At 56.7% G+C, this 23,033-nt stretch carries 18 protein-coding genes; 12 read left to right on the top strand and 6 right to left on the bottom strand.

What is annotated here, in order from left to right; all coding sequences use genetic code 11:
- Positions 1-62: 62 nt before the first annotated feature.
- Positions 63-659 carry a hypothetical protein gene (locus ETAA8_RS26770; protein ID WP_145095940.1) on the top strand — a complete coding sequence of 199 codons (597 nt, stop codon included), beginning with the start codon at positions 63-65 and terminating at the stop codon, positions 657-659.
- A 102-nt stretch (positions 660-761) separates the two neighbouring features.
- Here ETAA8_RS26770 and ETAA8_RS26765 read toward each other — a convergent pair whose 3' ends face one another.
- The 3 genes from ETAA8_RS26765 to ETAA8_RS26755 form a co-directional block, all read right to left on the bottom strand.
- A complete protein-coding gene (locus ETAA8_RS26765; protein ID WP_145095937.1) occupies positions 762-2,747 on the bottom strand; it encodes a M56 family metallopeptidase in 1,986 nt (661 codons plus the stop codon).
- On the bottom strand, positions 2,744-3,160 hold the full coding sequence (locus ETAA8_RS26760; protein WP_145095934.1) for a BlaI/MecI/CopY family transcriptional regulator: 417 nt from the start codon (positions 3,158-3,160) through the stop codon (positions 2,744-2,746). Before ETAA8_RS26760 ends, ETAA8_RS26765 begins: the two co-directional genes overlap by 4 nt.
- Before the next feature lie 257 nt (positions 3,161-3,417).
- Entirely contained in the window at positions 3,418-4,182 is a 765-nt protein-coding gene (locus ETAA8_RS26755) for an endonuclease NucS domain-containing protein (RefSeq protein ID WP_238397578.1), read from the bottom strand.
- 419 nt (positions 4,183-4,601) lie between these two features.
- On the opposite strand from ETAA8_RS26755, the gene ETAA8_RS26750 reads away from it, so the two are divergent.
- From ETAA8_RS26750 to ETAA8_RS26720, 7 genes are all read left to right on the top strand, one after another.
- Positions 4,602-5,279 carry a glycine zipper domain-containing protein gene (locus ETAA8_RS26750; protein WP_145095928.1) on the top strand — a complete coding sequence of 226 codons (678 nt, stop codon included), beginning with the start codon at positions 4,602-4,604 and terminating at the stop codon, positions 5,277-5,279.
- A gap of 624 nt (positions 5,280-5,903) precedes the next feature.
- Positions 5,904-7,607, top strand: a complete 1,704-nt coding sequence (locus tag ETAA8_RS26745; protein WP_145095925.1) for a PQQ-binding-like beta-propeller repeat protein — start codon at positions 5,904-5,906, stop codon at positions 7,605-7,607.
- Positions 7,608-7,631: 24 nt separating this feature from the next.
- Positions 7,632-8,417, top strand: a complete 786-nt coding sequence (locus ETAA8_RS26740) for an SDR family NAD(P)-dependent oxidoreductase (protein ID WP_145095922.1) — start codon at positions 7,632-7,634, stop codon at positions 8,415-8,417.
- A 77-nt stretch (positions 8,418-8,494) separates the two neighbouring features.
- Complete coding sequence (locus ETAA8_RS26735; RefSeq protein ID WP_145095919.1) at positions 8,495-9,934, top strand: DUF6513 domain-containing protein; 1,440 nt, start codon at positions 8,495-8,497, stop codon at positions 9,932-9,934.
- Positions 9,931-11,349, top strand: coding sequence for an anthranilate synthase component I family protein (locus ETAA8_RS26730; RefSeq protein WP_238397577.1), 1,419 nt, complete (start codon positions 9,931-9,933; stop codon positions 11,347-11,349). Before ETAA8_RS26735 ends, ETAA8_RS26730 begins: the two co-directional genes overlap by 4 nt.
- A 2-nt stretch (positions 11,350-11,351) precedes the next feature.
- Complete coding sequence (locus tag ETAA8_RS26725) at positions 11,352-12,008, top strand: anthranilate synthase component II (RefSeq protein ID WP_145095916.1); 657 nt, start codon at positions 11,352-11,354, stop codon at positions 12,006-12,008.
- A gap of 9 nt (positions 12,009-12,017) precedes the next feature.
- Positions 12,018-12,611 (top strand): DUF447 domain-containing protein, encoded by a 594-nt coding sequence (locus ETAA8_RS26720; RefSeq protein ID WP_145095913.1) that lies wholly within the window; start codon positions 12,018-12,020, stop codon positions 12,609-12,611.
- On the opposite strand, the gene ETAA8_RS26715 is transcribed toward ETAA8_RS26720, so the two are convergent.
- Genes ETAA8_RS26715 through ETAA8_RS26705 form a run of 3 tightly spaced genes read right to left on the bottom strand, consistent with a single transcriptional unit; the run spans position 12,587 to position 16,207 of the window.
- Entirely contained in the window at positions 12,587-13,351 is a 765-nt protein-coding gene (locus ETAA8_RS26715) for a TIGR02117 family protein (RefSeq protein ID WP_145095910.1), read from the bottom strand. The genes ETAA8_RS26720 and ETAA8_RS26715 overlap by 25 nt on opposite strands.
- A gap of 59 nt (positions 13,352-13,410) precedes the next feature.
- On the bottom strand, positions 13,411-14,823 hold the full coding sequence (locus tag ETAA8_RS26710; RefSeq protein WP_145095907.1) for a sigma-54-dependent transcriptional regulator: 1,413 nt from the start codon (positions 14,821-14,823) through the stop codon (positions 13,411-13,413).
- Positions 14,801-16,207: a sensor histidine kinase gene (locus ETAA8_RS26705; RefSeq protein WP_145095904.1), complete on the bottom strand. Its 1,407-nt coding sequence runs from the start codon at positions 16,205-16,207 to the stop codon at positions 14,801-14,803. Before ETAA8_RS26705 ends, ETAA8_RS26710 begins: the two co-directional genes overlap by 23 nt.
- A 199-nt stretch (positions 16,208-16,406) precedes the next feature.
- Between ETAA8_RS26705 and ETAA8_RS26700 the strand changes: the two genes are divergently transcribed.
- The 4 genes from ETAA8_RS26700 (at position 16,407) to ETAA8_RS26685 (ending at position 23,025) form a co-directional block, all read left to right on the top strand.
- Complete coding sequence (locus ETAA8_RS26700) at positions 16,407-18,782, top strand: DUF1592 domain-containing protein (protein ID WP_202921293.1); 2,376 nt, start codon at positions 16,407-16,409, stop codon at positions 18,780-18,782.
- Complete coding sequence (locus ETAA8_RS26695; RefSeq protein WP_145095898.1) at positions 18,779-20,134, top strand: DUF1552 domain-containing protein; 1,356 nt, start codon at positions 18,779-18,781, stop codon at positions 20,132-20,134. The genes ETAA8_RS26700 and ETAA8_RS26695 overlap by 4 nt, the downstream gene beginning before the upstream one ends.
- Before the next feature lie 69 nt (positions 20,135-20,203).
- Positions 20,204-21,673 (top strand): sensor histidine kinase, encoded by a 1,470-nt coding sequence (locus ETAA8_RS26690; protein WP_145095895.1) that lies wholly within the window; start codon positions 20,204-20,206, stop codon positions 21,671-21,673.
- Between the two features lie 14 nt (positions 21,674-21,687).
- Entirely contained in the window at positions 21,688-23,025 is a 1,338-nt protein-coding gene (locus tag ETAA8_RS26685; RefSeq protein WP_145095892.1) for a sigma-54-dependent transcriptional regulator, read from the top strand.
- Positions 23,026-23,033 lie beyond the last annotated feature (8 nt).

Below are 23,033 nucleotides of genomic sequence, written 5' to 3'. Positions count from 1 at the left end.
TCTGCGCTTAGCCAGTTGTTGCGACCAGGTTCTTGGTCGCCTTGGCACGAGGCTGCGCAATCATGTCGATGTCGGTCATTAAGATCCCCGTCCAGGCCTGGATTCTCGATCTTTATCCAGCTTCAACTCCAGCAAAGCCGGACAGTCCAAATAATCCCAAGCTGAAGAGCATTGCCGGCGGCCTGGCGATTCCGTCGTTCTGGACCAACCAGCAAATCAACAGCGCCTTCCAGGGTGCGAACAAAATCTGGGAACAGGCCAAGATCGAGTTTTCGCCTGTCACCATCGGCGAAAAGGAAATGCTCGTTCCCGCCGACGACAACGGCATGTGGATCGAGTTCACCAACAATCTTTCCCCCGCGCCCGGTGGCAAAGGAGTCGGTGTTGGCTTTGTCTACGACTTGCCCGGCAGCGAGGGTGGCGTTGGCGGCGGCCGCGCTGCTGTGATCGCACTCAAGAAAGGCAACGATGCGGTCGCCAGCTATTTCCCGAGCATTCTTGCGCATGAACTGGGGCACTGCTTGCTCGGCCACGAGCATCGCGAGCACGAGCCGAAGAATCTCATGTTCGACGTTCGCCACCCCAAACGCCACAATCCCGATAAGCTCGATGCGGAGCAAATCACCAAGGCCCGCGAGCATGCTGCAACGCTGTTGTAGTGCTGCCGCGACTACCAGGTGCAAAAAAAACTGCAGGTCGCATCATGATATGCAACCTGCAGCCAGTTGAGGAATCAGCCTGTCGAGACGAGTTTCTGCGAGTTACTTCACGGCTTCTTCGGCCGCAGTCCGCAGCTCTTCGTTGCTCTCTTCAAGGGCCGTTTTCACCAGGAAGTCGCCCCCTTCGCCCCCCAGTTCCTTCGCTGCTCGCACGACCGCCGCGCGAGACTCCTTATCTTCCTTTTTGTAGGCGGCCGCCAAAACCGGCCAGGCGTCTTGTTTTCGCTTGACGGCCAGTTTCACTGCCTCGGCTACCACTTTGCCGGAACCAACCTTGGCAGCCGCGTACAAGATCAACAACCCGCCATCGCCGGTGGTCTTGTCCGCCAGTTCCATCACTTGCGCGGCGAACTTCTCATCGTCCTTGCGCGAGTCGGCAAGCGCGCCGAGGAAGATCAACCGCTGACTGGTGGGCAACTCGAGGCCGAGCAAGGTCTGCGTCAGCTCGTCGTCGGCATTTTTCATCATGGCGACAAACATCAGCAGCTTGTCGGTGCTGGTCTGCTTGTTCAGCTCTTGGGCCAGAAAGCCTCGATCCTTCGAGTTCAACGCTTCGAACGCCAAGGCAACTGCCGGGTAACCAGCTTCGCCCTTCGCGAGCGCGGCCAACAGTGCAGCGCGGCGCACTGTTTCGTGCGGCGAATCTTTGGCCATACGGCCGAGCGCGAGGACTTGCTCGTCCTGGCTAGCCAGCTTGTCGATTTCTTTCACGATGCCCAGTTGGGCCTGCTCATCGCCGGTCATAAAGACCTGGGCTTTGGCTTTTAATTCTTCGCTCAGTTGGTCTTTATTTTCGGCCAACTTCTTCAAGTCGCTGACCTTACTATCGATGCTGGTTTTGATTTCGCTGCCACGCTCTTTAAGCGCTTCGACGGCTTCTTTCACCTTGGCAAGCTGGCCGTCCATCGTTTGCATGCGGTCCTTCACTGCCACGAGCGCGGCTGGCGGCTCCGCGGCCCGCGCGACGAATTCCAAACGGACGAGCGGCACGACAGCTGCCACGAGCAGCGCACCGCAGATAATAACCTTGTTCATTGACGAGTCCTGACAAAGAGAAGGGGACAACAATCGACGCACACGAACAAGCAGAGGATGAGCGTGCGCGCATTGCCCAGCCACTGTGGTTCTCGGGGGTTGAAGTTCGACCAGCCGCAACAAGGCCTGCAGATACTCGGCCCGTTGCGGGGGTGAGCCAGCGGCTTCCAGATCGCAAAGCCATTCGCCAGCCTGCAGAAAATTTCGCACAGCCCACCAGGCAGCCGGATTGAACCACTGCGGCAGGGCCAGGGCATATACCAGCCAACTCTTCCAGAGATCGCCTCGGCGATAGTGCGAAAGTTCGTGCCGCACAATCGCTGCTTGCTCGGCCGTCGTGCAAGCGAGCCAGAACCGCTGTGGCACCCACACTTCGTAACCGCGGGGGAGCAAGCAAAGTAGCGGACCGATCGCGGTTGTCAGGCGCAGCGGCAACTGCGGCGGGCCTTGGGTTTGTTGCAACAGCGCTTGCCACTGGGCGGCAGTGGTGGAATCGAGCCTGTGATGATAAGCCGCTTGCCGGCAATGCCGGCCGTACAGGGCAACGGCCAATAGCAGCAGACCACTCACGCCACAGAGCCAAATAGTGGCTAAAGACCGACGAATGAAGGGCAGCAGCTCGGCCAGATCGAGCGCCGGAGCGGTTGCCACTGGCTCGTGACGATGAAGTGAATTGTCAATTGCGGCTGTCTGTTGTTCGGTGCGGGGAGTGGCATCAACCGGGGGCAGTTCAATGTTCGCTGCTGCTGTCACGGGTGCGGTAGTTGTGGTCGGCGGATCGTACCAGGGAATCGAAATCACCAGCGGGGCAATGAGCCAACCTTGCGCCAGTACTAACAGGCTGGACCAGCGATGAAGGTGAGGCGAGCGAATGGCCAGCAGCCACAACAGTCCGCGCACGACGAGCATCGTCAGCAACATGGCGACTGCGGCGCGGGCGATCAGCGGTAACAATGCATCTGCAATCAAGCTCGGGTCCGGCAGAGAACTCATCGCTTTTTCTCCGGCTTTGGTGCTTCCGGTTCGCGGTTTCGTTCGGCCTCGGCAATCAGCCGCTTCATCTCGGCCAGGTCGGCACTGGTCAGCGCCGGATCTTGAATCAGCTGGGCGAAGAGGGGGACCGCGCCACTCACGCGTTCCAGCAGCAAGTCGAGGAGCGGGCCGCTGACATCGTCGGGGGCAATGGCCGCCTGGTACTTCGCCGGGCGATCGCTGGTCTTGGTGACGACGTTCTTCGCCACCAGTCGTTCCAGCCGCGTTTGCACCGTGGTGTACCCCACTTGCTCGCCGCGGCGGACCATCTCGGCATGAGCGGCCGAAAGCGTGCTCGCCCCTAAATCCCACAACAGGCGCAGGATGTTAATCTCTCCTGCCGCCAGACGTTCCGTCGGTTTCTTGCGTGCCATGATCGCGTTTCAGTGCTCTCGAACGAAGCGAATACGACTCTTGTCGTAAGCATATTACGACAGTCGTCGTAATCGGTCAAGGAGATTTTTCGCGGTTGAGATGCATCGCCTCGCCTGTTGCGATTTTCGTCTTGGCCAACACTGAGCGAAGCTCGGGCGCGGGCGAAATCACCCGCTCGCCGGGTCACTTCAACATGAAATGAGAACTCGATCTGCCGATGGGTGCCGCCACATTTAGAACAGGAAGTTTTGTTGAACTACTTAAGCGCGACTCGATCCAAATCGAACTTTAGTTGATACTCAAACAGCATGACGTCGGTAAGTAAACTTGCAGCGTATCGAAGCTTATCGTCGATGTTGCATGCCACGATGATCCCGGCAACTTTCCTTTCGCCCGCCAAGTGCTTTTTCACCCAGCCCATGTATCGAAGAATCTGTCCGATGACGCGGTCAGATCCACGACTAACTTTGAGTTCAATTACAACGAGGTTGTTTGCAGAGTCTATTGCGAGGATATCGATTCGTCCGACGTCTGTGTCGTACTCAATTCCGGCATTGCCTTCGTGATCTCGGAAAATTTTCAGCGGCGAGTTGTCCACCTTGATGATGCTGATGTTCTTCTCCAAAAAATCTCGCAGATGACATTCGAGTGCAAAGGGAAGTCCGGCTTCGTCGGTTGGGTCGTCATCGTTTTCAGGGTCGTCGGGTGGACCAGATATAGCTTGTCCGACTTCGAGCTTTCCAAATGCATTTAGGCGCATCTCCCATTGCCCGTGGATAGTTGCATCAAAGCGAGTTACTTCACCTGTTCCCGTTCGAAATAAGAAGTCGTAGCGAGAATTGCAGATTCTTGGCCGCTTGTTTTCAGGATAGTGAACTCTCGAGGGGTGGTTCACGCTGCAAATGATGATCTGGCAGGCAATCGTTTTCTCGTTTACTTCACCGTACTTGGCGAGGATGTAGTCGCGAATCGCCTTGTTCGTCGTCGGCGATCCGAGTTTCTCCACTGCTTCTTGGACCATGCGCCAAACCGGTGGCCGATCGCTCATATAGAACTCGCCTCTAATTCGAAAATGCAGAATGGATCAACTGCCCAATGTAACTCTGGATTTCACGTTGTAGACGCGCATATCTGAATTGCAACGCTAGCGGCGGAAATTGAACTGCGACAATTCGTTGTTTTTGCCGATGAAGATAATGAAGCATTCCGCTGCGCGTTGAAAATGCGCCTGCTAGCAGCGGTAAATGGCTAGGGACTGGCGCGGAGTTCGTCTTGACGCTACAGGCGAGAGAGACGAACATCGGCGGCCCGTGGAATTTCTCTCAAGGATCGGAGGGAGATGGCCGGGGGCGTTGGAAGAGCCAGGTTTCTTAGCTGTTGGCTAGTGTGCAGGTTATCGACGTGGATGGATTTGAGTCGAATCGCAAACGAGAACCAGACATGAAGTCGCTCGTCATTATCGTATTGTCGCTGGCGGTCACGCTGACGACGGTTGTTTCGGGTGGATGCCAGACGCCGAACTATCAGCGCAACGGCACCGTGCTCGGTGGTCTCACCGGCGCGGGGCTGGGGGCTGCAATTGGCAACAAGAGCCAAAACGCGCTGGCCGGCGGTCTGATCGGTGGTGCGGTCGGTGCCATCACGGGCAATGCCATCGGCGAAGGGATCGACAACGATCGGGCCCAAGCTCAACAGCAGGCTTATGCCGCGGGTTCGGCCCAGCAAGCGGTGAAGGGGGCCGTGGCTCCGCAAGACGTCGTGGCCATGTGCCGCGCCGGGCTGAGCGAAGACGTGATCGTCACGCATGTGCGGACGAACGGCGTGACGCAAACCCTACAAGTGAACGATCTCATTTACCTGCGGAATCAAGGCGTGCCCGATTCGGTGCTGCAAGCCATGCAACAAGCGCCGACTTCGCAAGCTCGCTATCAATCGGCCTACACCGCCGCCATTCCGCCGCCACCACCGACTCCGGTCATCGTCGAACACGTGTATGGCCCGCGGTACTATGCCCCGCCGCCGTACTACTGGCACGGCTATCATGGCCCGCACTACCACGGCCATCACCATGCCCGCGGGCCAAGCCATGTTCATTGGGGCTTCTCGTTCGGGCGGTAAAGCCGGTCGGAAGAAAATCTTGAATAACTTTTCAGCCGTGACCTAACGTGTCACGGCTGTTTCGTTGAATGAGTCAGGCCGGGGGTGCGCGATCATTTTCCGGCCGAAAGTGAAGCATTGAAGTGGCAATTAAATCGGGTGCCGCGTGCGGGCGCGAAATTGCCAGGAGACTTGGGCCGAGGATCGACGTAAGTTGGTGTGACCGCAAAAGGGGGGTGTTGATAAATGGCAGGGGCATTTCAGCTGGGTTTTGTGTTTTTCCCGTGTTTGGCGAATGTTTTGGGTTGTTTGTCCTGGTGGTTTATCAACAAATAGGATGTTTTGGGCACGTGCGGCATTGTGAGTTACGTCGACAGAGACCGGTAAAATAGTCGTTCGGTTGGCCGCTAAGTGAATTGTTCGCCTACGCGATTGGAAGCCAGTTCGGTAGCATACCTGGACGGGTTGTGAGCCGGCGACAGTGGTCCAGAAGGACCTTCTTGTCCGTCGGGTAAACTAAGTGCGGGGGGCCGGGGAGTGATTTCCGGCCCGGGTGTGCGGTTGAAACATGCCGCCCCTGTTGTGCGCTAGTCCCTGTGGGGCAACTCCGCTGGTGAACTGACTGGTCTGATTGAGGAAAGCTGCATGTCCACTGCGCCGAATTCGACGACAACGACCACCGCCTTGAAACGACACACTGCGGTGCGGCAATTTCCTCCGATTGGCACCTGCCTGACGGTGCTGATCTGCCTGACGTTGATTCCGCTGGTGCAGATCTATGTCGAAGAGATTGCCTCGGTCGTCAAAGTGTTCGATGGGGCCGTGGCCAACATCGTGTCGCTGATTCTGGCGTTCATCGCCTTCATGACGCTGTGGATTTGGTTCTGTTGGAAGAGTGCTTACTCGTTTGGGAGCCGCCGCGCGGTTTTCGCGGCTCCGCTGGCCGGCGTGCTGATGGCAGTGGCCTTGCTGCGGTTCGAAGGGGTCGATGGTTACATGAAGCCGACGTTCGTCCCGCGTTGGTATCCCCAGCACGAGAACGAACTCGATCGCCCAACGGCAATGGCTCCCGCGGTGGTCGTGCCGGAGAAGACAACGGAATCGCCAGCCAGCGAGAATGTCAAAACGGAAATTGCCGGTATCGACCTGAAGACGGAAACGCCCGAGGACTTTGCTCAGTTCCTGGGACCACAGCGAAACAACTGGCTGCCGGAGGCGAAGTTTGCCGACAGGTGGGAACCGCAGGGGCCGCGTGAAGTGTGGCGACGCAACATCGGGCCAGGCTGGTCGGGCTTTGCCGTGCGAAATGGCTATGCAGTGACGCTGGAACAACGCGGGCCCGAAGAATGGGTCAGCTGCTATCGCGTGTCGGACGGTCAGCCAGTTTGGCACCATGCGTGCGAGTCTCGACATTATGATCCGCTGGGTGGGCTGGGCCCGCGAGCGACGCCAACCATCGATGGGGGCCGCGTCTATGCCCAAAGTGGCACCGGGCGCGTGCAATGCCTGGATGGTGAGACCGGCAAGTTGCTGTGGGAAGACGATCTGCTCAAGCGATACGACCTGACACAAGCCACGAGCGAAGGGCTGGTGAAATGGGGCCGCAGCGGCTCGCCCCTCATTGTCGACAACCTCGTGGTGGTGCCAGCTGGCGGCTATGACAGCAACGTCCGTTCGCTGATTGCTTATGACAAAGAGACGGGCAAAGTAGCTTGGGAAGCGGGGACCGATCAGATAAGTTACGCCTCGCCGATTCGCTGCACTGTGGCGGGGGTCGATCAAATCGTATCGGTCAACGAGAAGACCCTGGCCGCTTACGACCCGCGCGACGGCCAGCAACTTTGGCAATACGATTGGTCGGGTAATAGTTCAGCGGATGCGAACGTTTCGCAGGCCTTCCCTGTGGGGAGCGATCAATTGTTTATCAGCAAGGGATATGGTCAGGGCTCATCGCTGTTGAAATTAGTTCCTGAGGGTGACAAGCTGGCGGTGAACATGATTTGGGAAAGTCGCCGCGTGCTGAAGACGAAGTTCACCAATGTCACCATTATTGGCGACTATGCCTATGGCCTGAGCGACGGGATTTTGGAGTGTGTACACGTTGAATCGGGCAAGTCGCAATGGAAGAGTGGCCGCTACGGTCACGGTCAGGTTCTGGGAATTGGGGACCAGTTTTTAGTGCTCGGCGAAGACGGTGAGTTAGTATTATTGGCTGCTAATCCAGAGAAGGCTGAAGTCCGCGGCAAGATTCAAGCTTTCGATGGTAAGACTTGGAATAACCTGTGTGTGACTGGCAAGCTACTGCTGATTCGCAATGGGCAAGAAGCGGCCTGTTACGAAATCCCGTAATCGACGCGACGAAAGAAACCGAAGTTGAAACCCGAGCCCGCGAGTTCGCTTGACCTGACCGGCCTGACCGCGCTGGTCACGGGCTCGAGTGGGGGTATCGGTCGCGAGATTGCAAAGACCCTGGCCCGCGCAGGGGCAGACGTGGTCGTGCACGGATTTCACAATAAGCAAGCCCGAGAGCAGGTGGCCGCTGAGATTCGTGCCCTCGGGCGGAACGTCTTGGCCACTTGCGCGAATCTGGCAGATGCTGCGGAAGTAACTCGCCTGGCAACCGAGGCCTGGCAATGGCAAGGTAAGCTCGACTTGCTGGTGAACAATGCCGGGGCCGATGTCCTCACTGGTGCTGCGGCCAAGTGGTCGTTCGACCAGAAATTAGAACAACTGTGGAAAGTTGACGTGCAGGCATGTATCGCGCTGTCACGCCATCTTGGCCAACAGATGAGCGAGCGCGGTGGTGGCAGCATCATCAACATTGGTTGGGACCAGGCGGAGCGTGGCATGGCCGGCGATAGTGGCGAAATGTTCGGCACAATCAAAGGGGCAGTGATGGCCTACACGCGCAGCTTGGCGCAATCGTTGGCTCCTCAAGTGCGCGTGAACTGCCTGGCCCTGGGTTGGATTCGCACCGCCTGGGGCGAGCAGACTTCTGACTATTGGCAACAGCGGGCGACCAATGAGTCGCTCCGCGAGCGGTGGGGGACACCGGCAGACGTGGCTGCGGCGGTGAGGTTTTTGGCCTCGCCGGGTGCCGATTTCATCACGGGACAGGTGCTCGCCGTGAACGGTGGCTTTCGGTTTGGCTCGGCATGATGGGCGGGCCGATGGTATGCTGCACGGGTTGAATTCTCGCTCTTGCATCCAGTAGTCGTACTTCGTTTCAGGCCTGTATGTCCGGCGAACATTTGCATTTTGTCACCGGGCGTTTGGCCGAGTTCGCGCTGCGCACCGTGGTGGCGAAGGTCGCTGTCGAACAGGCCTTCAGCTATTCGATTGACGTGCTGCCAATCACAGTTGCCGCGCTCATGTCTCCCGCCTGGATTGCTCGCCACATTCAAGTTCCCGCTGCTGCGACGCGAGTGATACTGCCCGGTTATTGCCACGGCGACTTGGCTCCGCTTGCCAATATCATCAATGTGCCGATTCAAGTCGGCCCGCGCGATTTGCAACAATTGCCCGAGTTTCTCGGCGGCAAAAATCAGCGGCCAGCAGAGTATGGCGAGTACGACATTCAGATCATTGCTGAGATCAATCACGCGCCACGGCAGTCACTGGCGGAGATCATCGTTCATGCGAAACGCCTGGCTGCGGATGGTGCGAACCTGATCGATGTGGGGTGCGATCCGAGTGGGCCATGGCTGGGCGTGGCTGACTGCGTGCGTGCGCTGCGAGACGAAGGGTTGCGAGTTTCGATCGATAGCCTCGATCCCCGCGAGATTGCACCAGCGGTCAAGGCTGGTGCGGAGTTGGTCCTCTCGGTGAATTCCACCAATCGCGACGCAGCAGTCGATTGGGGCTGCGAAGTAATTGTCATCCCTGACGATTTTCCCACGCTCGGCGGTTTGGCGGAGACGATCGAACAGTTGGCTCAAGCCAAGGTGCCGCTGCGGATAGATGCTGTGCTGGAACCAATCGGTTTCGGCTTCGCGGCCAGTTTGGGGCGATACCTGGAAGTGCGTCGACAGTACCCCGATGTCGAAATGATAATGGGAATCGGCAATCTCACCGAACTGACCGACTGCGATTCCGCGGGCATCAACACGCTGCTCCTTGGTTTTTGTCAGGAGCTAGGCATTCGCAGTGTGCTGACGACGCAAGTAATTAACTGGGCACGTACGAGCGTACAAGAGTGTGATTTAGCGCGGCGACTGGTACGGCATTCTGTCCGGCAGAAGGTGCCGCCAAAGCGACTGGAGCCTCGGCTGGTTACGCTGCGAGACCCCAAGCTAACGCCGACTGGCGTTGAAAATTTGGCTCGACTGGCCGAAGCGATTAAGGACAATAACTATCGAATCTTTGCGGAAGAGGGCGAAGTTCACGTGGTGAGTGCCGGGTTGCACTTGGCGGACGCTGATCCGTTTATGCTCTTCGAACGACTGCTGAATCCCGGTTTCGGCGGTGCTCGTGATTCGCATCAGGCCGTGCAGATTGATTCCGGACACGCGTTTTATTTGGGCTATGAGATGTGCAAGGCTGCGATCGCCCTGACGCTGAGCAAGCAGTATCGCCAGGACGAAGCGCTCGACTGGGGTTATCTGACTCAGGAAGAGGAGAGTCATCGGCTGCAGAAGAAGAACGCGAAGGCTGCACGACTGGGAGGCGAGTCGTGAGTGACTTGCCGTGTCAGTCAATTCCCGTAGTGGAGGAATTTCAGCGGCCGCCACTTCCCGCCGAGGCTTTTCGCCGACTGGCTGCATTGCCACACGTGCTATTTTTGGATAGCGCGCTGCAGAATGAAAAGCTTGGACGGTATTCGTTCGTGGCGGCCGATCCGTTTACGTTCCTGCGAGTGCCGGCCGATGGCAGTGATGGGCTTTCGCGGCTGAACGATGAACTGCGCAAATGGCAGGCACCGACGATTGAAGGGTTGCCACCCTTTCAAGGCGGCGCAGCTGGCCTGCTCAGTTATGACCTGGGGCGCAGTCTGGAACGCGTACCGCTGCCAAAGTTCGATGAATTTGGGCTACCTGCACTAGCGATTGGCTTTTACGACATCGTGCTCGCCTACGACCATCTGCAGCAGCGGGCGTGGCTTATATCGCAGGGCTTTCCGGAGGCATCGGCGCAATCGCGGCAGATTCGCGCGGCGGCGCGTTTAGAGCAGTTTCGTAAGCTGTTGAATTCGCCAGTCGCTGAGCCGAAGGCGAAACGTACGGAAGTAATCCGCCGTGACCAACTGGCTCCGAGCTACTCGGTTCCCGGTCCCGCTGGGCTCGCCAGCAACTTCTCCGCCGAAAAGTATCTCGCAACCGTGCAGCGAGCCATCGACTACATCTATGCGGGAGATGTGTTCCAAGTAAATCTGGCACAGCGACTATTATTTCCAGCCGCCTGCGACTCCATCCCGCTTTACTTGCGACTGCGCGAACGGAACCCTGCAACATTTTCAGCTTATTTTGACCTTGGCGATTTTCAAATTGCCAGTGCCTCGCCCGAGCGGTTTGTGCAGGTGAGAGATCAACACGTGGAGGCTCGGCCAATCAAAGGGACGCGGCCGCGGACGTCGCGCGCGGAGGCCGATCTGTTTGCCGGGGACGAACTTCAGGAGAGTGAAAAAGATCGTGCGGAAAATGTGATGATTGTTGATCTTCTCCGTAACGATTTATCGCGAGTTTGCCAACCAGATAGTGTGCGGGTGACGCAGCTTTGTGGCTTAGAAAGCTATCAGTTCGTGCAGCACCTGGTCTCGGTCGTTGAGGGAAAATTGGCAGCTGGAATGTCGCCGCTGGACTTAGTCAGGGCGGCGTTTCCTGGTGGTTCCATCACCGGTGCCCCGAAAGTGCGAGCGATGGAGATTATCAGCGAACTCGAACCGACTGCCCGCGGTCCTTATTGCGGTTGCCTCGGCTATTTTGGCTTCGATGGTTCGCTGGACTTGAACATCCTGATTCGGACCATTACCGCCGGTCGAGGTTGGTGGCAATTTCCGGTTGGCGGCGGCATTGTAGCGCAGTCATCGCCACAGCGAGAATACGACGAAACCTGGACAAAGGCAGCGGGGCTGCTGAAGGCAATTGTGGACTGACAATGATTCTGTTGATCGATAATTACGATAGCTTTGTGCATAATCTGGCTCGGCACTTTCGCCGGTTGGGGACCACTGCGCATGTTGTCCGTAATGATGCCGTCGATCTACCGACGATTCGCAAACTGCAGCCACACGCGATTGTCCTCTCGCCGGGACCATGCACGCCGACGCAGGCGGGCTGTTCACTAGAAGTAGTCCGCGAGCTTGGCGGGGAGGTTCCAATCCTGGGTGTCTGCCTCGGGCATCAAGCCATTGGCGCGGCACTCGGGGGCAAGATCGTGCCAGCTCCCGAGCCCATGCACGGCCGAACAAGCTTGATTGAACACGACGGAGCAGGACTATTTGCCGGCTTACCGTCGCCGTTGAATGTAGGCCGATATCACTCACTCGTCATTGAGCCGGGCACGTTGCCGAAACAGTTGGAAGTAACCGCACGGACTGTTGACGGTGTAATCATGGCCGTGGCCCACCGTGTTTTGCCGATATGGGGTGTGCAATTTCACCCCGAGTCGATTTTGACCGAAGGGGGCTACGCGCTACTGGCTAATTTTTTGCGCATGGCTGGCATCGAACCCGCTTTGTTAGCTGCGAAGACAGACGAGCATCCTCCAGCAGCAATTGAATACGTACTGCCGTCTCGCCCTGTCACGTTTTGAAAGGTGCCGATGGAGCCCACGCAAACGGATCGACTGATTGTGGAAGGATTGGTCCTTACCACCGCTGCCGACGGTTCACCCCATCTGGCACCAATGGGCCCCCAAGTCGATCGTCAATTCCAATCGTTTACCTTGCGCCCGTTTTGCACTTCTCAAACCTTTGCAAACTTCGAACGGACCCGAACTGCAGTCTTTCACGTAACGGACAATGTAGAGTTAATTGCGCGGTCAGCCATTGGTCGGATGGTTCAACTGCCCGAATATCAGACGATTGATGTCTCTCCCGGCTACGCGCTCGCTGACTGCTGCCGCTGGTTTGCCTTACGGGCAACAACAGCCGATTTAGGGCCACCGCGAGCCACGTTTCATTGCGAAGTCATTCAAAGCCAACATGTGCGTGACTGGTTTGGCTTCAATCGTGCGAAGCACGCGGTCGTAGAAGCGGCGATCCTTGCCACGCGAATTGGAATACTCCCAGCCGCTGATATTCGTACCGAAATGGCACGGCTGGAATCGCTTGTGCAAAAGACCGCGGGCGAGCAAGAGCGGATTGGTTGGGAATTGTTGTGCGCACACATTCAAGGCAAGTTGGAACCCGAGTGATGCAGTGTTTCTGCAGCACTTCTTTTCGGAAGCCAGAACAACACATGCTGCTGCAAAGGAGTCCACAGACCGGTCGGCACTCCAGCGCGCTTTAGTCCACGCCCCACCCATTGATTGCAAGTGCTGAAGAGATGATAAGTGCCCGTTGAATTGTAAAAGCGGTCGCTGTCACCAAACGTTTTTGGTGTGGCCGGAACGGCATGGCCGTGCTCGTCACGGTTGCCAATCGTTTCTTCGATATGCTGACACATAATTGCATACTGCGAGGGAGTGATGCGAACTTCGTGATACTCGCGGGTCTCAGCCAAGGGAACATATTCAACATGTAAGACCGACTCGCTGGGTGTGAACAGCCCACGCAGCGCCGTAGTGAGTTTGAAGTCCTCCCAGGTCGGTGTTTCTACGAAAAAGGCTCGATTGCCCCAGCCAACGGCCACGTACTCATCGCCCGCCACATTGCGATGCTGAAAGTGCTCCGGTGGAAATCGATCGTGCCAGTTTTGAGAGGTGTGCTGGTTAGTAACGGGCAGCACCAGATCAGCATGGATCTCATTGCTCCGTACGAAAATGACGACACAGTTATCGGCCGCAGGAATCTGGTAGTTGTGATTCACGGGTACGCAGCCAAGCAAGAGAAAACCCGCATAAACGCCAGCGAAGGCCGCCAAGCAGCGACCGAGCCAGCGAAAGGTCCAGTTGCGAATACTAGCGAATTGCGAAGTTGGAGTAACGTCGTTCATTGAGGCTCCAGTCTTAACTGCACAAGCTAGAGCCCATTCCAGTTCGCGTTATTCCCAAGCTACTCTTCGCCATGCAGTCCATACTGATCGAGCTTTTTTCGCAAAGTGGTTCGATGCATGCCCAGCCAGCGCGAGGCTGCCAGGCATTCCCCTTTGCTTCGCTCGAGGGCCGCAGCTAGCAGCGGCGGTTCGACCTGTTGCAGCATTTCGTCGTAGAGGGTTTTCATGTCGGCGTCAGACTGGAGCTTTCCTTCAGCCCATTCTCGAACAAGCTTTTTCAAGCGGCCCTCAAGCGATTCGCTGTTAGGATCTGGCGCTTGAATCGGCTGCATTGCCGGTGGCCAATGCTCGGGAAGAATCGGACCTTCGCGCGCTACGATCAGGGCATGTTCGACTGCATTGCGAAGTTCCCGCACATTCCCATGCCACGGTCGCCGCTGGGCTTCAGCGAGTGCAACCGAGGTAAAACTGCCCGGCGATTTGCCCGGCGCAAGCTGTTGCAGAAAGTGATTTACTAGCAGAGGCAGATCTTCCTTACGTTCGCGCAGCGGAGGCAATGGGACTTGGAACGTGCAAAGCCGGAAATAGAGATCGTGGCGAAACGTCCCTTCACGTACCTTGGCAAGCAGATCCTGGTGAGTCGCCGAGATCAGGCGAAAGTTCGTGCGCGTCGTTCGGCCAGAACCGACGGGCATGACTTCGCCGTGCTCTAGCGCGCGCAAGAGCTTCACTTGCACCGGCAACGGAATATCGGCCACTTCGTCAAGAAACAGCGTGCCACCATCCGCGTCGGCAAGCAGACCCGCGCGAGATTGTTCAGCTCCCGTGAAGGCACCTCTCACGTGACCAAAGAGTTCACTCTCGGCAAGCGAGGGGCTGAGTGCCGCGACATTGACGGCCACGAAAGGCGCGCTTGCTCGTTTGCTGTATTGATGTATGGCTCGGGCCACAAGCTCCTTGCCCGTTCCACTTTCGCCAGAAATGAAGACACAGGCCTCACTGGCCGAGACGAGAGCAATTCGCTTGAAGATCTCTTGCATCACCGGCGTTTTGCCGATCAGCGGATTGGAAGCCGAACTGAGCGACGGGACAGCATCTACTGGTACGACGGCAATTTGCGTCAAGGCGCGCTCGATGAGCCGCTCGATCTGTGTCGTGTCAAATGGCTTTACGATGTAGTCAAAAGCACCTTGACGGACGGCCTCCACCGCCGTGCTGAGATCCCCATGAGCAGTCATTACAATTATCTTGGCCGCCGGCAGCAACTCGCGCAAGCGAGATATGGCGGCAATCCCATCCATGCCTGGCAGGCGAACATCGAGCAGAATAACGGCCACATCCGTCTTTGCCGCCAAGCTAATGGCCTGCTCGGCAGAAGATGCGGTATGGGGCTCGTGTCCCAATTGCCGCGACAATTCAGCAAGGCCCCAACTGATTGCCTGCTCATCATCAACGATCAGAATTCCAGCCATGCCAGTTCGGTAACTCCAAATAGAACCAAGTCAGATCGCCAATCCGGGACCAACGAACATCGCCGCCATGCAATCTGGCAGTATGCCTGGCCACACTCAGCCCCAGGCCGGTTCCGCCTGGCTTGTCGGATTGAAAAGGTTGAAACAGTCTCTCGGCCACGTGGTCTGGCAGCCCCGGGCCGTTGTCGCCAACTGCAATCGTAAGCGTAGAGCCAATCAGCGTGGCTTCCAAGATGACACGCGCCGAGTGCGTCTCTTGCTTACCACCGTTGGTTGTGGCCTGGATTGCATTAATCAGCACATTCACCAGCATCTGCTGCAAGGCTTCGCCATCGCCTTCCGTCGCTGCATTGGGCCAAGCAGTAGAAACTTGCAACTCAGCACCTAAGTGCGTTGCCGTGGGGCGAACGAGTTCCAAGGTATCGTCGAGAAGGGCGCCAAGTTCAATCCGCTCATGCAGCTGCTCGCTCGGTTTTCCGAGTGCAAGCAATCTCTGCACATGGGTCTCTATTAACGTCAACTGCCGTTTGGCAATCTGCAGGCGGTCGCTGTTTTGGTCGTCGCGGGTCAGCGGACACTCGCGTTGATGCAAGTCGATGGCGATCCGGCAGCCAGTCGCGGCATTTCGAACCTGGTGGGCAATCCCGCTGCCAAGTTGCGACAGCGTGCGGAGTCGTTCGTTCCCGCGAACTTCTGCTTCATATTGAGAGAGCCGAACCGCCAGCTGATTGACTGCCGTGGCCAGGTCACGAACTTCATCGTTGCGAACAGGAAGTGGTAGCGACTCATAGTTGCCGCGGGCAATTTCTTGGACTTGAGTTTGCAACATTCGTACCGGGTGAGTCAATGATGCGGCTACTACCCATGCTGCCAGGCTGACGACAACCAGGGCCACACCGCCAATCAACAGCGGCCCAAGGGATGCTTGCCGCGTTGCTTGTTGCCAGGCGCGTTCGGGATAGAAGATGTGGAGTTCTACGAGGCCCCCGCCGACCGGCCGGCGATCCAGCTTTACGCCCGTATGAAAGTAAGTCTGCCCTTGCAGTTCGAATGTCTCACTTAGCTGCAGCTCTCTCCAGTCGGTTATTGCGCTGAACTTCGTCCGAGGAAACGTCGCGGAAAAGCTAGCGGCCGTCGTTTCGCCCACTTCATTTACCACCAGCAATTCTGCGCCGGAGAGCCCACTTGTCTGCCGCAGCACGTTCGATTCGAGCGGGAAGTTCCCTTCCTCCAGAGTGCGGGCGACAGCGCGTAACTGAGTCTCGACTTCAGTTCGCACGCGGGTCGCAGCCAACCACGCATTGAGTACGCTGACGCTGCCGACGGTCACCAACAAGATGACGGCCATGGGAGTCAGAATTTGGAGCCGAAGGGGCCAACGCATAGGGCAACACTTGGACGATGAGCGAACGTTTGCGGGATGAGTAACCGTCGCAGCACCATAGCTTAATCCAGTCCTATCTCCTGCGCGGTCCCGCAAGGAATTTGCCGCGATTTCAGCGGGAAAACGCGGGCCGTTCTGTTAGAATGAAATGCTATCGAACGGACTCAGAGCTCGCCTGGATTTTGACTGGTCAGTAACGATGCATTTCCCGCTTCCTGTGCGATTGAATCACGTCTGCAGTATGCTTGTAGGGGGCATGTTGCTCGGGGCGATATTTGCCACTGCACAGGCGCAGCCTCCGGGTGCAAAAACCGCAGGCGCTGCTGCCAAAAACACCGACGTCTATCTCAAGCAGATCGTCCCCTTCGTCAAGCAGTATTGCCTGGAATGCCACAGCACCAAAAAGCCTGAAGGGGGCATTCAACTCGACCGCTACAAAGATCCGGCGATGGTCGAAGACGACGCTAAGACTTGGCAACACATTTTAGAGATGTTGCAGTCCTCTGCGATGCCCCCCGATGATCGTCCGCAACCGACGGAAGCTCAGAGAAAGTTCGTCATCGGCTGGATTGAAAAGACGATTTATCACTTCGATTGCGATTCGGCACCCGACCCGGGGCGAGTCACCATTCGTCGTTTAAATCGAGCGGAATACAACAACACAGTTCGGGATCTGCTCGGGGTGGCGTTTCGTCCAGCTGACGACTTTCCTTCGGATGACGTTGGCAGCGGCTTTGATAACCAGGGAGACGTCCTTACACTTCCCACATTGCTTCTCGAAAAGTATCTGGCGGCGGCCGAGAAGATTTCAGCCACAGCGATTGTGGCCGATCCCGAGTCGTTAGTTAAGAAACAGCGGATTGATCGAAAGCTGCAATCGGTGGATGGCGAGTGGAAGTACGGTCGTGACGGCTGGGGAATTCTCTCCAATGGCGGTGTGAAAGCTCAGTTCGAAATCGCTCGCGCGGGAGAGTACACCCTACGAGCAATTGCCGGTGCGCAGAATATCAACCGAGAACCTGCGGAACTGGAATTGCGGCACGGCACGAAGGCGTTGAAGATATTCGATGTCTACGCCCCCGCCGACAAGCAAAAGAACTACGAGATCAAGATCCATTTGCCGAAGGGAAAGCTCGAACTCTCGGCACACTTCCTGAACGACTTTTATGATGAGAAGGCAGCCGATTCTCGCCGCCGCGACCGAAACTTGTATGTAACCGCCCTGGAAGTTCGCGGTCCGCTCGATATCTCAGCGGTAGACTATCCAGAGTCGCACCGCAATCTGATCGTCAGCGTGCCAAACGGCACCACTTCCGCCAGCCAGGCGGCGCTCGCTAATTTGCGTCCGCTCATGCAGCGAGCATTTCGGCGTAAGGTTATCGAAGCGGAAGTTCGACCGTATGCGGAACTAGTGAATCAGTCGGTAGCCGAGGGCGAATCGTTTGCAGCTGCAATGCAGATTGCCTTGCAGGGGATTTTGGTTTCACCGCACTTTTTGTTTCGTATTGAGCGAGATGCGAAGCCCAACGATTCTTCGCAATCGCATGAATTGAGTCAGTATGAATTCGCTTCGCGCATCTCCTACTTTCTTTGGAGCAGCATGCCAGACGACGAGCTATTCATACTCGCAACGAAGGGGCAACTGAATCAGGAAAGTGTGCTCCGCGAGCAGGTAAGACGGATGCTGCAAGACACGCGGGCAGAAGCACTCACGCAAAACTTCGCCTTGCAATGGCTGAATCTCCGTTTGCTCGACGGGACATCTCCCGATCCCAAAGTCTTTACCGGCTTCGACGACAAGCTTAAGAGCGACATGCGGCGTGAGACTGAGCTGTTCTTCTCCACTATCGTGAAGGAAGATCGCAGCATTCTCGATTTTTTGCGGGGCGACTTCACTTACGTCAACGAGCGTTTGGCCAGGCACTACGGGATTGAAAAGGTCGTCGGCGATGAGTTTCGCCGGGTAAGTTTGACTGGCCTTCCTCGCCGAGGAGTCCTCTCGCAAGGAAGTGTGTTGACGCTGACGTCAAATCCTGAGCGAACTTCGCCGGTAAAGCGCGGCAAGTGGATCTTAGAGAACATTCTCGGCGCTCCCCCACCCGATCCGCCGCCAGATGTGCCACAGCTTGATGCTACGCAAAAGGCTCAGCCGAATCTTTCGTTGCGGCAGCAGTTAGAAGTGCATCGGCAGAATGCTGTCTGCGCTTCTTGCCACAAGACAATGGACGCTTTAGGCTTCGGGTTGGAAAACTTCGATGGTGTCGGCCAGTGGCGTGAGCGGGATGGTAAGGATGTCATCGATCCTTCCGGTGTGTTGCCCGGCGGCGAGCGATTCAGCGGTCCCACGGAATTGCTGGACGTCTTAGTGCAACGGAAGCAGGAGTTTGCCCGCTGCTTTACCGAAAAAATGATGGTGTACGCCCTGGGGCGGGGGCTGGCACCATACGACCGCTGTGCAACCGATAAAATCGTTAAGGCGATCGAACAGGATCAGTTTCGCATTTCTACGGTGGTGACACAGATCGTATTAAGCGATCCGTTTCGCAAACGCCGGGGTGACGGAGGAAAACCATGAGTAACAGAATCGTGAGCAATGGCCTGCTTGATCGGCGTACCGTACTGAGCGGACTCGGCTGCACACTCGGCCTTCCGCTCCTAGAAGCAATGCTACCGGGTATCGGTTACGCAGCCAGGGTGGCCACCGTCAAGCCTCCGGTTCGTATGGGCTTTGTCTTCTTTCCAAACGGCGCGATTATGCCCGCGTGGAAACCCAAAGAAGCTGGCAAGAGCTATGAGCTGCCCGAAACGTTGCAGTCTCTAAAGGAAGTGCAAAGCGAGATCACCATCATCAGTGGATTAGCCCAGGACAATGGTCGCGCCAAGGGTGACGGCCCGGGCGATCATGCTCGCTCGGCTGCCTCCTTCCTGACGGGGGCTCATCCGGTAAAAACGACTGCCGCGAATATCAAGGTCGGCATGTCGGTCGATCAGGCAGCGGCCATGAAGACGGGACAATACACCCGCCTTCCTTCTTTGGAACTTGGAATTGAACGGGGCCGCGATGCCGGCGGTTGCGATAGTGGTTACGCTTGCAGCTATAGCAACAACATCTCGTGGAAGACTGAATCGACACCGATGGCCAAAGAGATTAATCCACGAGCTGCCTTCGAGCGATTGTTTGGCACCAAGGAGCAAACGGTCGATCAGGCGCGCCGCAACAAGATCCGCCGCAGTGTACTCGACCTCGTCGGTGAACAGGCTGCATCCCTACGAAAGGACTTGGGTCAGACCGATCAGCATAAGATCGACGAGTACTTTACGAGTGTCCGCGAGATCGAGCAGCGAATTGAGCGGGCCGAACAAGTTGCAGCCAAAGAAATCCCGGAATTTAAGACGCCCGAGAGCGCTCCTAGCGACCTAAGCGAACACATCCGGCTGATGTACGACCTGCTGGCGATCGCGTTTCAAACCGATTCCACTCGCGTTGCGACTTTCATGCTCGCCAATGAGGGAAGCAATCGAAGCTATCGTTCGGTGGGCGTCAACAGCGGCCATCACGAGTTGTCGCATCATCGCAACGATGAAGACAAAATTAAGCAGATCAAGAAGATCGATCGCTTTCTGGCTGATGAATTCGCCCGGTTCGTAAAGAATCTGCGCGGCATTAAGGAAGCCAATGGCACGTTACTTGATAATTGCATGATCATGTACGGTAGCGGCTTGAGCGACGGCAATCGCCATCGACACGACGATCTGCCGGTGGTACTTGCGGGCCGTGCCGGCGGTACGATCAAGACGGGCCAACACTTGCAGACCGATCGCGAGATCCCGCTCAATAACCTATTTCTCTCGATGCTGGACCGCATGGACGCTGGAATCGCCGCACTGGGGGACAGTAGCGGTCGATTGACTTTGCTCGATACCTAGATTCACTACCACCGCACTTCCTGACTTGCATCGTCGAAGCTTTCCTCTCTCGGTTGAACTGGTTGACGTATGCCTGAATCAAAAGATCATTTCACGCCCCCACCGGTTCCATATCAGCAGCGCGATCACGACCACCGAGTGTTCCGTTGGATGGTTGCTGCGTATGTGGGAGTCGGTGCCACCTTGTGCTTCGTGCTCGCGGTGGCCATCTGGGGTGTTTATCACGACTTGAATCAGGTTCGCACGACGCTGCTGATTTCCGAAATGAATCGCTTGCGGACGCACGCGCTGCGCACGGCGGGCATCGTTCAAGACGAGCTTCACCAGAAGAAAAGTGAATCACTTTCGGACCTCGACGACGACACTTTTCTGCGCAAACATTGGGCGCGTTCCGTCTTGACTGATCGGTCCCGCCTGTATGCCGCTGTGCTCGACACCGACGGCCGAGTGATGGCACACAGCAATCCAGCACACGAGGGTCGCCAGTTAGAAAGTGCCTGGTACGACCGGATTATCGCGGAAGCGGGTGACGACGTCGTCCAAACTCAGTCCCATGCACTGACCGGCGGCCAGACGGGATACAGCGTTAGCTCGCCGATCTACGTCAATAACAAACTGATTGGAATGTACCACAGCGCCTTGAGTAAGGACTGGGTTGAAAAAACTCTGATAGAGCGACAAGCTTCCACTAAGCAAGTCTGGCTCTATCTCTTGTCGATAATCGGAATGATCGTCGGTGTTTCGGGATTTTCGCTCTTCTTTATTAGCCGCAGACTGGCAGTCTTGAATGAGTCCATCAAGTTGACCCGCACTCGTCGTTTTGCTGAACTCGGTCAACTCATGGCTGGCATCGTGCACGAAATACGCAATCCCCTCAACGCAATGCGGTTGAACTTGCACGTGCTATCGCGAAGGGGGCCGCAGTTTGAAGAAGGTGATCCTGCGGGACATGAACATTCCGAAATCATTCGTGAGACGAACTACGAAATCGAACGCGTCGAAGGTTTACTCCGGATCTTGCTGGGCTACGCTCGCCCCGATAATCCACGTAATGAGAACCTCGATGTGCGAAGCGAAGTTCAGGCGACACTGACGTTTTTGCGCCCCCTCCTGGAACGAGCCGATATCTTGGTAAAGGCTACTTTCCCGGAACAGCCCGCCCTGGTTGTGATGGATCGTGATCGCTTTCGCCAGATTTTGCTCAATCTCATCAACAATGCTCGCGAAGCAATGGAAACCGGCGGCTGCATCCAAATTCAAGTCAAGCAGCAGGGAGATCGCGTGGAACTTCTGGTTGCTGACGATGGCCCAGGGGTGCCGCACTCCCAGCGAGAAAGGATCTTCGAACCTTTTTACTCAACGAAGGAACTCGGTACCGGATTGGGACTGGCAATTGTTCGCCGTTTTGTCGAAGAAGGTGGAGGATCCATTGCTTGCGGTAGCAACCAACCTCAAGGTGCCGTGTTTCGCCTGAAGTTTGTCGCACCTACGCCAACCTCCGTTACGCCACTGGCTCAACTTTCTCCCCCGACCACTTAGTACGGAGCGCCCTCATGCCCGAACAAGCTTCACGCATCCTGATTGTTGAGGACGACGATAGCGAACGCGACGCACTAGCACGAGTTCTTAGGCTCGAGCGATATCAGGTGATCGCGGCCCGTTCGCCAGCGGAGGCACTTGAACTCACCGTGGATGGCGGTGCAGACCTGGTCATTAGTGATCTTTGTTTGCGTCGCGAGTCGGGAATCGATTTGCTGCGTCGCTGGAAGTCGCGTAGTCCACAGACTCCGTTTCTTCTCGTTACGGCTTTTGGAACGATTCAAACCGCTGTCGACGCCATCAAGTTGGGTGCTGATGACTTCTTACTGAAGCCCGTCGATCCGGTGCAATTGCTGGAACAAGTGCAACGCTTGCTACAACGTCGCAAACCATGTTCACTCGCAACCGGTGACACTGCCAGCCTGGCAGCGATCGTCGGAAAGTCTTCTGCCGTGAATGCCATTCGGCAAAACATTCGCCGAGCGGCGGCTACGAATAGTACCGTACTGATCATGGGTGAATCGGGCACTGGCAAAGAACTCGTGGCGCGGGCCATTCACGCTTCGAGTCCGCGGGCAAGTGAGCCACTGGTCGTGATCAATATGGCCGCAGTTCCCGAAACACTCGTAGAAAGCGAACTCTTCGGCCACTCGAAAGGTGCCTTCACTAGCGCTGTGCAACCTCGCATTGGCCGTTTTGAGCAAGCCAATCAAGGCACTCTGTTCATCGACGAAATTGGCGACTTTCCGCTGCATATGCAACCCAAGTTACTGCGTGTTGTGGAAGACGGCCTGGTTTCGCCGCTGGGGAGCGAGAACGATATTCAAGTGGATGTTCGCCTGGTTGCCGCGACCAGCCGACCTCTTGCCAAGTTGGTGCGAGCAGGAGAGTTTCGCGAAGACCTGTACTATCGCCTGAATGTCATCGCCATCGATTTGCCCCCGCTGCGCCAGAGGCGCGAAGACATTGCTCCCCTGGTCGAGCACTTCCTCCAGCAGTTTGCCGTGAATCCAGCGCTGGAAGTTCGTGGTGTTACACCCGAATTAATGCAACGCCTGGAAAGCCTGCCGTGGCCTGGCAATATTCGGCAGTTGCGAAATTGCCTAGAGCGGATGTGCGTGATGACCTCGACCTCTGAACTTACACTGTCCGATTTGCCGAACGAAGTAGGCGAAGACGAACCAACAGCGACGGGCGACCTGCGAGCGCTAGAACGATCAGCGATTCTCGATACGTTGCGGCGGCACGATGGCAATCGCACCCGTGCGGCCGAGGCGCTGGGGATTTCGGTTCGCACCTTGCAGCGCCGCCTGCGCGACTGGGGCGATGTCGAGCAGCAACAGATCGAGTAAGACCTAAG

The sequence above is a fragment of the Anatilimnocola aggregata genome, assembly GCF_007747655.1.
GTDB lineage: Bacteria > Planctomycetota > Planctomycetia > Pirellulales > Pirellulaceae > Anatilimnocola > Anatilimnocola aggregata.
Note: the sequence above shows the minus strand (reverse complement) of the source record. Positions and strands in the feature narration are given on the sequence as shown.

Bases quoted from the DNA above. Each gene is read 5' to 3' on its own strand.
- ETAA8_RS26770 (WP_145095940.1), top strand. From the start codon at position 63: ATGTCGATGTCGGTCATTAAGATCCCCGTCCAGGCCTGGATTCTCGAT.
- ETAA8_RS26765 (WP_145095937.1), bottom strand. From the start codon at position 2,747: ATGAGTTCTCTGCCGGACCCGAGCTTGATTGCAGATGCATTGTTACCG.
- ETAA8_RS26760 (WP_145095934.1), bottom strand. From the start codon at position 3,160: ATGGCACGCAAGAAACCGACGGAACGTCTGGCGGCAGGAGAGATTAAC.
- ETAA8_RS26755 (WP_238397578.1), bottom strand. From the start codon at position 4,182: ATGGTCCAAGAAGCAGTGGAGAAACTCGGATCGCCGACGACGAACAAG.
- ETAA8_RS26750 (WP_145095928.1), top strand. From the start codon at position 4,602: ATGAAGTCGCTCGTCATTATCGTATTGTCGCTGGCGGTCACGCTGACG.
- ETAA8_RS26745 (WP_145095925.1), top strand. From the start codon at position 5,904: ATGTCCACTGCGCCGAATTCGACGACAACGACCACCGCCTTGAAACGA.
- ETAA8_RS26735 (WP_145095919.1), top strand. From the start codon at position 8,495: ATGTCCGGCGAACATTTGCATTTTGTCACCGGGCGTTTGGCCGAGTTC.
- ETAA8_RS26725 (WP_145095916.1), top strand. From the start codon at position 11,352: ATGATTCTGTTGATCGATAATTACGATAGCTTTGTGCATAATCTGGCT.
- ETAA8_RS26720 (WP_145095913.1), top strand. From the start codon at position 12,018: ATGGAGCCCACGCAAACGGATCGACTGATTGTGGAAGGATTGGTCCTT.
- ETAA8_RS26715 (WP_145095910.1), bottom strand. From the start codon at position 13,351: ATGAACGACGTTACTCCAACTTCGCAATTCGCTAGTATTCGCAACTGG.
- ETAA8_RS26710 (WP_145095907.1), bottom strand. From the start codon at position 14,823: ATGGCTGGAATTCTGATCGTTGATGATGAGCAGGCAATCAGTTGGGGC.
- ETAA8_RS26705 (WP_145095904.1), bottom strand. From the start codon at position 16,207: ATGCGTTGGCCCCTTCGGCTCCAAATTCTGACTCCCATGGCCGTCATC.
- ETAA8_RS26700 (WP_202921293.1), top strand. From the start codon at position 16,407: ATGCATTTCCCGCTTCCTGTGCGATTGAATCACGTCTGCAGTATGCTT.
- ETAA8_RS26695 (WP_145095898.1), top strand. From the start codon at position 18,779: ATGAGTAACAGAATCGTGAGCAATGGCCTGCTTGATCGGCGTACCGTA.
- ETAA8_RS26690 (WP_145095895.1), top strand. From the start codon at position 20,204: ATGCCTGAATCAAAAGATCATTTCACGCCCCCACCGGTTCCATATCAG.
- ETAA8_RS26685 (WP_145095892.1), top strand. From the start codon at position 21,688: ATGCCCGAACAAGCTTCACGCATCCTGATTGTTGAGGACGACGATAGC.